This is a genomic window from Enterobacter cloacae complex sp. SYL001, assembly GCF_049237025.1.
Lineage (GTDB): Bacteria > Pseudomonadota > Gammaproteobacteria > Enterobacterales > Enterobacteriaceae > Enterobacter > Enterobacter intestinihominis.
In genome coordinates this window covers 26461-38995 of record NZ_JBMKJI010000026.1, presented here as the reverse complement: position 1 = coordinate 38995, position 12535 = coordinate 26461, and the positions used below count along the sequence as shown (strand labels likewise).

The 12535-nt window shown below is 58.3% G+C and carries 8 protein-coding genes; 4 read left to right on the top strand and 4 right to left on the bottom strand.

What is annotated here, in order from left to right:
- Positions 1-70: 70 nt before the first annotated feature.
- Both ACOTZP_RS19425 and ACOTZP_RS19420 read left to right on the top strand, forming a co-directional pair.
- Positions 71-1471 carry an MFS transporter gene (locus ACOTZP_RS19425; protein WP_022649754.1) on the top strand — a complete coding sequence of 467 codons (1401 nt, stop codon included), beginning with the start codon at positions 71-73 and terminating at the stop codon, positions 1469-1471.
- Between the two features lie 10 nt (positions 1472-1481).
- A complete protein-coding gene (locus tag ACOTZP_RS19420; RefSeq protein ID WP_023298866.1) occupies positions 1482-3431 on the top strand; it encodes a glycoside hydrolase family 127 protein in 1950 nt (649 codons plus the stop codon).
- A gap of 132 nt (positions 3432-3563) precedes the next feature.
- Here ACOTZP_RS19420 and aldB read toward each other — a convergent pair whose 3' ends face one another.
- Positions 3564-5102 (bottom strand): aldehyde dehydrogenase AldB, encoded by a 1539-nt coding sequence (aldB, locus tag ACOTZP_RS19415; RefSeq protein WP_023307168.1) that lies wholly within the window; start codon positions 5100-5102, stop codon positions 3564-3566.
- A gap of 166 nt (positions 5103-5268) precedes the next feature.
- Here aldB and ACOTZP_RS19410 point away from each other — a divergent pair, with 166 nt between their 5' ends.
- Entirely contained in the window at positions 5269-6153 is an 885-nt protein-coding gene (locus ACOTZP_RS19410) for an ROK family protein (RefSeq protein ID WP_023298868.1), read from the top strand.
- A gap of 3 nt (positions 6154-6156) precedes the next feature.
- Here ACOTZP_RS19410 and selB read toward each other — a convergent pair whose 3' ends face one another.
- From selB to ACOTZP_RS19395, 3 genes are all read right to left on the bottom strand, one after another.
- Positions 6157-7995: a selenocysteine-specific translation elongation factor gene (selB, locus tag ACOTZP_RS19405; RefSeq protein WP_271074890.1), complete on the bottom strand. Its 1839-nt coding sequence runs from the start codon at positions 7993-7995 to the stop codon at positions 6157-6159.
- On the bottom strand, positions 7992-9377 hold the full coding sequence (gene selA / locus ACOTZP_RS19400; RefSeq protein WP_193131662.1) for an L-seryl-tRNA(Sec) selenium transferase: 1386 nt from the start codon (positions 9375-9377) through the stop codon (positions 7992-7994). The genes selB and selA overlap by 4 nt, the downstream gene beginning before the upstream one ends.
- Before the next feature lie 103 nt (positions 9378-9480).
- Complete coding sequence (locus ACOTZP_RS19395; protein ID WP_063148427.1) at positions 9481-10089, bottom strand: glutathione S-transferase; 609 nt, start codon at positions 10087-10089, stop codon at positions 9481-9483.
- 436 nt (positions 10090-10525) lie between these two features.
- Between ACOTZP_RS19395 and ACOTZP_RS19390 the strand changes: the two genes are divergently transcribed.
- Positions 10526-12433, top strand: coding sequence for a PTS mannitol transporter subunit IICBA (locus ACOTZP_RS19390; protein WP_022649761.1), 1908 nt, complete (start codon positions 10526-10528; stop codon positions 12431-12433).
- The last annotated feature ends 102 nt before the right edge of the window (positions 12434-12535 follow it).

Genomic DNA, 12535 nt, shown 5'->3' with positions numbered 1-12535 from the left:
CGTTGAATGCAGAATAAATGGGGTACCTTGCACAAATACGATAAAAAATCGTTTATCGAGGAGTTACCCCATGACTTCCACACCGATTACAGACGCAGAAGTTGCAAAACAGGCAGCCGATGACCGGCTGTCAGTCCGCGAGAAAATTGGCTACGGCCTGGGCGACGCGGGCGGCACGGTAATTACCTGCCTGATCATGAACTTCCTGACCTTTTTCTATACCGATGTATTTGGCCTGACGCCCGCGCTGGTGGGCACGCTGTTTATTGCCCTTCGGGTATTTGACGCGATTTCCGATCCGGTGATGGGCGTGATTGCCGACCGCACGCAGAGCCGCTGGGGGCGTTTTCGTCCGTGGCAGCTGTGGGTCGCGCTTCCCATCGGGATCGTCGGCGTGCTGACCTTCACCGTCCCGGACGCCAGCATGGGCGTGAAAATCGCCTGGGCGTTCGGCACCTATTTGCTGTTGTCCGTAGGCTATACCGCCATCAACGTGCCGTATTGCGCGCTGATCAACACCATGACCACCCGCCACAACGAGGTAATATCCTGCCAGTCCTGGCGCTTCGTACTGTGCGGCGTGGCGGGCTTTCTGGTCTCCGTTGGCCTGCCGTGGCTGGTGTCAGAGCTGGGACAGGGCAATACCGCCCGGGGTTATCAGCTGGGCGTCGGCGTGCTGTGCGCCATCGCTGTGGTGATGTTCTTGTGCTGCTTCTTCTGGGTGCGCGAGCGCGTCCCGCTTGCGCTGATGGGGAAATTCACCCTGCGCGAGCACCTGGCAGGCCTGCGTAAAAACGATCAGCTGCTGCTGATGCTGGTGATGTCGTTTCTGCTGATCAACGTCTTCAACATTCGCGGCGGCGGGTACATGTACTTCATCACCTACGTGCTTCAGGGCAGCACGGCGTACACCTCGCTGTTTTTCACCATGGTGACCTTTGCCGCCATTCTGGGCGCGGTGATCGTCAACCCGCTGTCGCGGCGTATTGATACCGTCAAACTCTACTACTACACCAACCTGGTACTCGCTGCGCTTGCTATGGGAATGTGGTTCCTGCCAGGTGGCCCGGCGCACCAGACGCTCTGGCTTATCGTGATTTTAAGTAACGGCGTGATCCTGGGCTTCACCCTGCCGCTTCACTTCTCGCTAATGGCCTTTGCCGATGACTACGGCGAATGGAAAACCGGCGTGCGCTCCTCGGGGATGAATTTCGCCTTCAATCTATTTTTCATCAAGCTCGCGTGGGCATCCAGCGCCGGGATCATCAGCCTGGTGTTTATTGCCGTGGCCTATCAGCCAGGCGCGGGCAACCAGACACCCGCCTCATTGCAGGGCATCACCGCCATGGAGACGCTGCTCCCTGCCCTTTTCCACCTGCTGCTGGCGGTCGCTATCCGCTGGTGCAGGCTTAACAATCCCGTGATGTCGCGCATTGCCACCGATTTGCGCCAGCGTCATGTACAGTCCTGAGGAGAACGATATGACCATAATGGAAGCCGACCTGCATCAGCTGAAAATCAACGACCCGTTTCTTGGTCAGTACCAACGGCTGGTCCGTGATGTGGTGATCCCCTACCAGTGGGATGCGCTTAACGATCGCGTGGCGGAGGCTGAACCCAGCCACGCCATCGCCAACTTCCGTATCGCGGCCGGTCTGGAACAGGGGGCGTTTTACGGGATGGTCTTTCAGGACAGCGACGTGGCGAAATGGCTCGAAGCCGTGGCGTGGTCGCTGTGCCAGAAGCCGGATGCCGAACTGGAAAAAACCGCCGACGAGGTGATCGAGCTGGTCGCAGCGGCGCAGTGTGAAGATGGCTATCTCAATACCTATTTCACGGTGAAAGCACCGGCCGAGCGCTGGACCAATCTGGCCGAGTGCCACGAACTGTACTGCGCCGGGCATATGATTGAAGCGGGTGTGGCGTATTTCCAGGGAACCGGAAAGCGCCGCCTGCTGGACGTGGTGTGCAGGCTGGCGGATCATATCGACAGCGTGTTTGGCCCGGGCGAAAACCAGCTGCACGGCTATCCGGGCCACCCGGAAATCGAGCTGGCGCTGATGCGGCTGTACGACGTCACGCAGGAGCCACGCTATCTCAATCTGGTGAAATACTTTATTGAGGAACGCGGCACACAGCCTCACTTCTACGATATCGAATATGAGAAGCGCGGCAGAACGTCATACTGGAACACCTATGGCCCGGCGTGGATGGTCAAGGACAAAGCCTACAGCCAGGCGCATCAGCCCCTTGCCGAACAACAAACGGCCATCGGCCATGCCGTGCGTTTCGTCTACCTGATGGCGGGCATGGCGCATCTGGCGCGCCTGAGCAACGACGAAGGGAAACGTCAGGATTGCCTGCGGCTGTGGAACAACATGGCACAGCGCCAGCTGTACATCACCGGCGGGATTGGCTCGCAAAGCAGCGGCGAGGCATTCAGCAGCGATTACGATCTGCCCAACGATACGGTCTATGCCGAAAGCTGCGCCTCCATCGGCCTGATGATGTTTGCCCGCCGGATGCTGGAGATGGAGGCGGACGGCCACTACGCCGACGTGATGGAGCGCGCACTATACAACACGGTGCTGGGTGGCATGGCGCTGGACGGTAAGCATTTCTTTTATGTAAATCCGCTGGAAGTGCACCCGAAAACACTGGCCTTTAACCATATCTATGACCACGTGAAACCGGTGCGCCAGCGCTGGTTCGGCTGCGCCTGTTGCCCGCCGAATATTGCGCGCGTGCTGACCTCGCTGGGGCACTATATTTATACCGTTCGCCCGGACGCGCTGTTGATCAACCTGTACGTGGGGAACGACGTCGCCATTCCGGTGGGGGAAAACACCCTCCAGCTGCGGATTAGCGGAAACTATCCGTGGCATGAGCAGGTGAAAATCGAGATAACCTCACCAGTTCCGGTGACTCACACGCTGGCCCTGAGGCTGCCGGACTGGTGTGCGGAACCGGCTGTTTCGCTCAATGGTCAAGCCATTACAGGCGAGGTCTCCCGTGGATACTTATACCTCAACCGCAACTGGCAGGAAGGCGACACGCTGACGCTGACGTTACCGATGCCGGTCCGCCGCGTGTACGGCAACCCGCAGGTGCGCCAGCAGGCGGGGAAAGTCGCATTGCAGCGTGGGCCGCTGGTTTACTGCCTGGAAGAAGCCGATAACGGCGCAAATCTGCATAACCTTTCTTTGCCGCAAGACAGCGCGTTTCGGGTATTTGAAGGCAAAGGCATTTTCGCGCACAAGATGCTGATACAGGCGGAAGGGATTGGGTGTCAGGCGAAGGACACTGATGCCCTGTGGCAGTACGACCACTCGCCGGTAGAACGTCAGCCCCAGACGCTGACCTTTATTCCGTGGTTCAGCTGGGCAAACCGGGGAGAAGGGGAAATGCGGATATGGGTGGATGAAGGCTGAATAACTGCGGCCTGTTGCCCTCACCCCAGCCCTCTCCCACGGGAGAGGGAGTAAAAAGTAGGCCGGGTAAGGCGAAGCCGCCACCCGGCTTTAACCCGGCTCAGGCCGCCCGGGACGGCCTGAGCCGGGAGATTAAAACAGCCCCAGCGGTTTATCGGAGTAGCTGACTAACAGACATTTCGTTTGCTGGTAGTGCTCCAGCATCATTTTATGGGTTTCGCGCCCGATGCCCGACTGTTTGTAGCCGCCAAACGCCGCATGAGCCGGATAGGCGTGATAGCAGTTTGTCCATACGCGTCCGGCCTGAATGCCGCGGCCCATTTTATAGGCAAGGTTACCGTTACGGCTCCAGACGCCCGCCCCCAGGCCATACTGCGTGTCGTTAGCGAGCTCCAGCGCCTCGTCCATGGTTTTAAACGTGGTGACGGCCAGCACCGGTCCAAAAATTTCCTCCTGGAAAACGCGCATGTTGTTCTTACCGAACAGGATAGTCGGCTCAAGGTAGTAGCCCTCCTGCAAATCGCCGCCCAGCACCTTACGACGACCGCCGGTCAACACATCGGCCCCCTCTTTTTTACCGATATCAATATAGTTGAGGATGGTTTCCAGCTGGCCATGCGATACCTGCGCCCCCATCTGGGTAACGTTATCCAGCGGATTACCGCTGCGAATCGACTCCACGCGCCGGATCGCCCGCTCCATAAAGCGCTCATAAATGGATTCCTGCACCAGCGCGCGGCTCGGACAGGTGCAGACTTCGCCCTGGTTAAACGCGAACAGCGCAAACCCTTCCAGCGCTTTGTCGAAGAAGGCGTCCTCTTCATCCATCACGTCGGCAAAGAAGATGTTCGGCGATTTCCCGCCCAACTCCAGGGTGACCGGAATGATGTTCTGGGTCGCGTACTGCATAATCTGCTGACCCACTTCCGTTGAGCCGGTAAACGCCACTTTGGCGATACGCTTTGAAGTAGCCAGATATTCGCCGATCTCTCCCCCGGCCCCGTTGACCACGTTAATGACCCCCGGCGGCAACAGGTCGCCAATTACCTCCATCAGCAGCAGTACCGAAAGCGGCGTTAAGCGTGCAGGTTTCAGCACAACGCAGTTACCCGCCGCCAGCGCGGGCGCCATTTTCCAGCTCGCCATCAGCAGCGGGAAGTTCCACGGAATAATTTGCCCCACCACGCCGAGCGGCTCGTGGAAGTGATACGCCACGGTATCTTTGTCAACTTCACTTATTCCCCCCTCCTGGGCACGGATGCAGGACGCAAAATAGCGGAAATGGTCGATCGCCAGCGGCACGTCCGCCGCCATGGTTTCGCGGATCGGCTTGCCGTTGTCCCACGTTTCTGCGGTCGCCAGCAGCTCCAGATTCTGCTCCATCCGATCGGCGATTTTGAACAAAATGGCCGCTCTGTCCTGAACGGACATTTGCCCCCACTTATCTTTCGCCTTATGCGCCGCATCCAGCGCTAAATCGATATCCCGTTTGCCCGAACTGGCAATTTCACACAGCGGCTGGCCGGTAACGGGCGTCAGGTTGGAATAGTATTCACCGTCGACGGGCGCCACCCAGTCGCCGCCGATAAAGTTGTCATAGCGGGGCTTCAGCTTAAGGGGAAAACCATACTCGCCAGGCTGGATACGCGATGAGGGAGGATTGTTTGTCATGACCGTCTCCTTGCTGTTGTTGTACAACAAGGGTAGTTCCGGCTGGTGATTTTCTCGCCAGCGGGTAGCGGGTTTACGAGCCGCATCACGGATTACCGTACTTTACGTTTCGTTTCTGCCGCCGCAGCCATACTTAATAGCTCAAGGGCTCATGAGGAATGATGCAATGCAGCTATTTATCGGCTTTGACGTGGGTGGAACCCACATCAAACACGGCGTAATTAATGAAAACGGCGAAGAACTGACATCCGATGAATATGATACGCCGGACGATGAAAGCACCTTCAAAGAGAAGTGGAAAGCGGTAGTGGATAAGTACTGCCAGGAGCACGAGATCGCCAGTATTGGCGTGAGTTTTCCGGGACATATCAATCACCATACCGGCGAAGCGGCCAAAGCCGGGGCGCTGGACTATCTTGACGGCGAAAACCTGTGCGAACTGTTCGCACAGCTGACCGATCTCCCCGTGACAATCGAAAACGATGCCAATTGCGCGGCGCTGGGCGAGCGCTGGCAGGGCGCGGGCAAGGACTATGAGCATTTCGTCTGCATCACCATCGGCACCGGCATCGGCGGCGGTATCGTCATGGAGGGCGATCTCTACCGCGGGTCGCACTACCGGGCGGGTGAGTTTGGCGTGCTGCCCGTAGGCAATGAGGGCGAGCCGATGCATGAAGTGGCGTCCGCCAGTGGCCTGATGAAAGCCTGCCGCCGCGCGCTGGCCGTGTCGGAAGATGAGATGCCTGATGGTGAGGAGCTGTTTAAACGCATGGACAGCGACGTGCATCTGCGCGAGGCCATTGAAGCGTGGGCGCATTGTCTGTCGCGCGGTATTTACAGCGTGATCTCTATGTTTGATCCGCAGGCGGTGCTGATTGGCGGCGGCATTAGTGAGCAGGAGAAAATCTATCTCCTGCTGGATAAATATTTACAGCGATTCGAGGAGTGGGAAGCGCTCCGGGTGCCCATCCTTCCCTGCGAGCTGGGTAACCAGGCGGGAAGGCTGGGCGCGGTCTGGCTGGCTAAGCAGAAGCAGGCGCGCAGCGCTTAACGCTTACGGAAATAACTGCGCGTCGCGTAGCACATGGTCATTGCCACGACGACGCGTAAACCCGATGCGGTTGAAATACTCCAGGATCTGAATCGCCAGTTTGCGTCCTACGTTCAGCCGATCGCGGAAGTCTGCGGCGCAGGTTGATCCGCGCGCCTGATCCAGCTCCCGGATCAGGTTCGCAAACGCAACGATCCGATCGTTGCGGTAATAACGATCTTTCACGATCGCCACAATCATGCCCTGCTGCGCCGCATGCCGCAGTACCTGACGCATCAGCTGCTCATCGGTATTGGTTTCACGCGCCAGATCGCGCACCCACCAGGGTTCATCGCCAAACAGCGCCGCCACTTTTTGCCAGACCGCGTCCTGCTCGGCGGTAAAACCCGCCTTGTGTTCCGGCAGATGCAGCCAGCCGTGATGGCTTGCGATCGCGCCGCTGGCGCGCATGTTTTCAATCAGCAGCAGCACCAGTGCGTCGTCTTCCATGGGCAACGCCATGCGCCGCAGACGTTCACGGCCCGGGCCTGGCTCATCCTGATGCTGTTCATGGTAGGTCGCCAGCGTGCTCAGCACTTTACGCTGCCAGCGCGCCGCCACCGGCGCGTTCAGCAGGCTGTTGCCAGCCTGAATAAAACCCGGCTCCTGCGTCAGAAGACGCAATCCTTCACCGCTGAGCTGGCGCGCCCAGGCGAACGCAGCCAGATCCACCGCACCACGCTCAAGGTGGATATCTAACGCAGACTTGTCGTCACGGGCCTGGGCCAGCGAGGCCAGCCACGCTAAATACTCGGGCTTACGCTTGCCGCGACGGGGCGGATTCAGCATCACCACGCGGGCGCCCGCCAGGGTTTCGCGCGCGGAGATGTCGCGCAGAACCAGGCGGTCGTTATCCGCCAGCCAGAGCGGGGAGTCGAACACCAGTTCGGCGAGATCGTTTTCCAGCAGCGACACGCGTCCGGTGATGTGGCTGGCCGCGTGATGGATATGCAGCGGCTGCCACTGGGTCAGCGGCGTGTGGGTCTGGAGAGAAACGATAATCCGTTCAGAAGGCTCCGGCGGCGCGTCGGCCAGCAGCCAGTCGCCGCGGTTAAGCTGGTCTTTTTCGGCATCACCAGCAATATTCAGCGCGATACGCTGCCCGGCATGGGCCTGTTCCACCGGCTGGTTTTGCGCGTGAAGCCCGCGCACGCGCATCGGTTTGTTCACGCCCGTCAGCCACAGGGTATCGCCCACGTTAACTTCGCCACTCAGCGCGGTACCGGTCACCACCAGCCCAGCCCCTTTCACGGTAAACGCCCTGTCGATCGCCAGACGGAAGCGGTGATGGCTGGCATGTTCACGAGACGGGATCTGCTGCAAATGGTCGCGAAGAGCGTCGATACCGCGGCCTTCTGTCGCCACAGTGACAAACAGAGCGGCATCCTTAAAACCATATTCACTCAGCGCCGCCAGCACCTCTTCACGCACCTCGTTGATACGCACCTCATCCACACGGTCCGCTTTGGTGAGGGCGACGGTCAACTGCGGGTTTCCCGTCAGTTGGAGGATCGCCAGATGCTCGCGCGTTTGCGCCATCACCCCGTCATCGCACGCGACAACCAGCAGAGCGTGATCGATCCCGCCCACGCCCGAGAGCATATTGGAAAGAAACTTCTCGTGGCCGGGCACGTCGATAAAGCCCAGCACGCGACCGTCGGGCTGTGGCCAGTAGGCGTAACCCAGGTCAATGGTCATGCCGCGCTTTTTCTCTTCCGGCAGGCGATCGGCATTCACGCCCGTAATGGCCTGCAATAACGTGGTTTTGCCGTGGTCAACGTGACCGGCGGTGGCAATAATCATTTCAACATCATCTCCAGAAACCGCCCTTCATCTTCCAGGCAGCGTAAATCCAGCCACATACGACCATCACCGATCCGGCCAATCACTGGCGTCGGTAATGCACGCCAGCGCGCCGACAGCGCCTCAAGCTGGCTTCCGCGTCCGTCGCGCGGGGTGAACGTCAGCGCTTCGCTCGGTAACCTGTCCACGGGCAGCGAGCCGCTGCCAATTTGCGACAGGCAAGGCTCGATACGAACTTCAAACTCAGGGTAATGAGGAGCAATCTGCGGCAGTAGCGCTTCCGCCCGCGCGCGAACAGAGGCTTCATCACGGCTCAGCAAACGCAACGTGGGCAGGCGGTCAGCCAGTTTCTCCGGGTGGAGATAGAGCCGCAGCGTGGCTTCCAGCGCGGCCAGCGTCATTTTATCGGCACGCAGGGCACGCTTCAGTGGGTGCTGCTGTAGCTGCGCAATCAGCTCGCGCTTGCCGACAATAATCCCCGCCTGCGGCCCGCCCAGCAGTTTATCGCCGGAGAAACTGACCAGGCTTACGCCCGCAGCAACCATTTCCTGCACCATTGGCTCTTTCGGCAGACCGTACTGGCGCATATCCACCAGCGACCCGCTGCCGAGATCGGCAATCACCGGCACGTTTAGCTCGCGCCCGATGGCGGCCAGTTCGGCCTCTTCCACCGTTTTGGTGAACCCCTCAATGTGGTAATTACTGGTATGCACTTTCATCAGCAGGGCGGTGTTTTCATTTACCGCAGCGCGATAATCTTTTGCATGGGTACGGTTGGTTGTGCCCACTTCATGCAGCGTGCAGCCCGCCTGGCGCATGACATCCGGAATACGAAACGCCCCGCCGATCTCCACCAGCTCGCCGCGAGAGACGACAACCTCTTTTCCACTCGCGGTGGCCGCCAGCATTAACAGCACCGCCGCCGCGTTGTTATTCACAATGCAGGCATCTTCCGCGCCGGTGATCTGGCAGAGAAGATCCGCCAGTGCGCGATCGCGATGCCCGCGCCCGGCGCCGTCCAGATCGTACTCCAGCGTCACCGGCGAGCGCATGGCCCGGGTGACGGCCTCTATCGCTTCTTCTGCCTGCTGTGCCCGGCCCAGATTGGTGTGCAGAACCGTGCCTGTCAGGTTAATAACCGGGCGCAACGCGCTTTGCGCGTGCTTGCTCAGCCTGCGTTCAACTTCCTGCGCCCATGCCTCGCACCAGCCGGGTAGCGCGTTTTCAGCCTGAATATGGCGACGCGCATCGTCCTGAAGCTGGCGTAGCATGTCGACCGTTGCAGTATGGCCAAACTGCTCCAGCACCGCAGTGATGCGCGGATCACGAAGCAGACGATCGGTAGCGGGGATCTGGCTGTAGAGGGAATGATGAGTAGTCATGAATGCGCCTGGCGAGTAAATATCTTCCCCCCTCCCGACGGGAGAGGGAGTTAACATGTGGGGGGATTGTACCGTCTCCCGCCAGGAAGTGTTATAACCCGCATCAAGCCTTTGGTGGTTCAGTCCGGGCGAAACTTTCGCGCTGGAAGAGCGTCTCCGCCAGTTTGACCAGCAGCGGACGATCCACGCACCAGCCCGGCGAGACGCGGCGGAAATTAAGGTAGCCAATGGCGCAGGCGATGGCGATCGTCGCCAGATTCAGGCTATCGCTCTGAATTTTCCCCTCGCGGATCAGCTGTTCGCACATATCCAGGCTGCGGCTGATTTTTTCGCGCTGGCGCAGCAGCTCATTTTCTGACTGCTGGGCGGCGGGCCTTGCCTGCTCGCGTACGGACGTTAATGCCGCATCCATAATGCCATCCGCCAGGGCTTCAATTTGCTTCATCGCCAGCGCCGCTTTTGGATCCGCCGGCAGCATGGCTGGCGCAACGCCAAGCAGCTCGATGTACTCCGCAATGATCGGGGAATCAAACCAGTAGTCGCCCTCGTCCGTTACCAGCGCCGGGACTTTCCCCAGCGGGTTGTACTGCGCAACGCCGTTCTCTGCGTTGTACGGTTGTTCATTTACGAATTCAAATTCAATCCCTTTCTCCAGCAGGAGAATCGAAATCTTACGCACGAAAGGACTGGTATAACTGCCGATGAGTTTCATTGCTTATCCTTAATGCCCATAAAGAGGTCAGTATGGATCAAGCCGAGAAAAAAGGCAGGTGTACGTATCGCATTCCTGCCGTGAGGGGATACGGGAGAAATCTGCATAAAAATATTTTGTGAATCAAATCACAATCTGGAAACAAACAGCCAACTTAACATTGTGATATTAATCACAAAATAGCCCTCATTTTGGCGTAATTCTGAGCAATGTATTTTTTTTACACACTCATTATGTGATCGCGATCACTTCATTAATATCCTCACCCCCTACATTCATGTGATTCAGATCACACAAAATTCCGCTGTCTGGACAGTTGAACGATTCAGTGCCAGATTTCACAGCATCAGAACAGGGCCAGGCTACCTCTGCCGCCGCACATTAACGATAAACCTCGGGCCACAAGCCTAAGCGTAAACATAAGAAGGGGTGTTTTATGTCATCCGATTTCAAGATCAAAGTGCAAAGCTTTGGTCGTTTCCTCAGCAACATGGTGATGCCAAATATCGGCGCGTTTATCGCGTGGGGTATTATCACCGCATTATTTATTCCGACAGGGTGGTTGCCTAACGAAACGCTGGCGAAACTTGTTGGCCCAATGATTACGTACCTGCTGCCGCTGCTCATCGGTTATACCGGTGGTCGTCTGGTGGGCGGTGACCGTGGTGGTGTCGTGGGTGCCATCACAACCATGGGGGTGATTGTCGGTGCGGATATGCCGATGTTCCTCGGTGCGATGATTGCCGGTCCTCTGGGCGGCTGGGCGATCAAGAAATTTGACGTCTGGGTTGATGGCAAGATCAAATCCGGCTTCGAAATGCTGGTGAACAACTTCTCCGCGGGCATCATCGGGATGATCCTCGCGATTCTGGCGTTCCTCGGCATTGGCCCTGCGGTTGAAGTGCTCTCCAAGCTGCTGGCGGCGGGCGTTAACTTCATGGTGGCGCACGACATGCTGCCGCTGGCGTCTATCTTCGTTGAACCGGCGAAAATCCTGTTCCTGAACAACGCCATCAACCACGGTATCTTCTCACCGCTGGGTATCCAGCAGTCACACGATCTCGGCAAGTCCATCTTCTTCCTGATTGAAGCGAACCCGGGTCCGGGTATGGGCGTTCTGCTGGCGTACATGTTCTTTGGTCGCGGCAGCGCGAAACAGTCTGCTGGCGGCGCGGCGATCATTCACTTCCTGGGCGGTATTCACGAAATTTACTTCCCGTATGTGCTGATGAACCCACGTCTGATCCTGGCCGTTATCCTTGGCGGTATGACCGGCGTGTTCACCCTGAGCGTACTGGGCGGTGGTCTGGTGTCTCCTGCTTCTCCAGGCTCTATTCTGGCGGTGCTGGCGATGACCCCGAAAGGCGCCTACTTCGCGAACATCGCGGCGATCTGTGCGGCCATGGCCGTCTCCTTCGTGGTCTCCGCTATCCTGCTGAAAACCAGCAAGGTGAAAGAAGACGACGATATCGAAGCGGCAACCCGTCGTATGCATGACATGAAAGCCGAATCCAAAGGCGCAACGCCGCTGGCGGCGGGTGATGTCTCTAACGACCTGAGCCACGTGCGTAAAATTATCGTGGCCTGTGATGCCGGTATGGGTTCCAGCGCAATGGGTGCGGGCGTGCTGCGTAAGAAAGTGCAGGATGCGGGTCTGACCAACATCTCCGTGACCAACAGCGCGATTAACAACCTGCCGCCGGACGTTGACCTGGTGATCACGCACCGCGATCTGACCGAGCGCGCCATGCGTCAGGTGCCGCAGGCGCAGCACATTTCCCTGACCAACTTCCTCGACAGCGGCCTGTACACCAGCCTGACCGAACGTCTGGTTGCGGCCCAGCGCCATGAAGATAACGAAGTGAAAGTGCGCACCAGCCTGCAAGACAGCTTCGACGAGAGCAACGCGCATCTGTTCAAACTGGGCGCAGAAAATATCTTCCTTGGCCGCACGGCGACCAATAAAGAAGAGGCCATTCGCTTCGCCGGTGAGCAGCTTGTGAAAGGCGGCTACGTTCAGCCTGAGTACGTTGAGGCGATGCTGGAGCGTGAAAAGCTGACCCCAACCTACCTGGGTGAATCCATCGCGGTTCCGCACGGTACGGTTGAAGCGAAAGACCGCGTGCTGAAAACCGGCGTGGTGTTCTGTCAGTATCCTGACGGCGTGCGCTTCGGTGAAGAAGAGGACGACATCGCCCGTCTGGTGATTGGTATCGCCGCTCGCAATAACGAGCATATCCAGGTGATTACCAGCCTGACCAACGCGCTGGATGACGAAACGGTTATTGAGCGTCTGGCCAATACCACCAGCGTTGAAGAAGTTCTGGCTCTGCTTAACAAGTAACAGCGCCTCTTCCCTCTCCCCCCCGGGGAGAGGGCTAGGGTGAGGGGGAAAACGTTCCTCACCCCAGCCCTCTCGGGTAAAAACATTGATGAAGGTTAACAC

Bases quoted from the DNA above. Each gene is read 5' to 3' on its own strand.
- ACOTZP_RS19390 (WP_022649761.1), top strand. From the start codon at position 10,526: ATGTCATCCGATTTCAAGATCAAAGTGCAAAGCTTTGGTCGTTTCCTC.
- selA (WP_193131662.1), bottom strand. From the start codon at position 9,377: ATGACTACTCATCATTCCCTCTACAGCCAGATCCCCGCTACCGATCGT.
- ACOTZP_RS19420 (WP_023298866.1), top strand. From the start codon at position 1,482: ATGACCATAATGGAAGCCGACCTGCATCAGCTGAAAATCAACGACCCG.
- ACOTZP_RS19425 (WP_022649754.1), top strand. From the start codon at position 71: ATGACTTCCACACCGATTACAGACGCAGAAGTTGCAAAACAGGCAGCC.
- ACOTZP_RS19395 (WP_063148427.1), bottom strand. From the start codon at position 10,089: ATGAAACTCATCGGCAGTTATACCAGTCCTTTCGTGCGTAAGATTTCG.
- selB (WP_271074890.1), bottom strand. From the start codon at position 7,995: ATGATTATTGCCACCGCCGGTCACGTTGACCACGGCAAAACCACGTTA.
- ACOTZP_RS19410 (WP_023298868.1), top strand. From the start codon at position 5,269: ATGCAGCTATTTATCGGCTTTGACGTGGGTGGAACCCACATCAAACAC.
- aldB (WP_023307168.1), bottom strand. From the start codon at position 5,102: ATGACAAACAATCCTCCCTCATCGCGTATCCAGCCTGGCGAGTATGGT.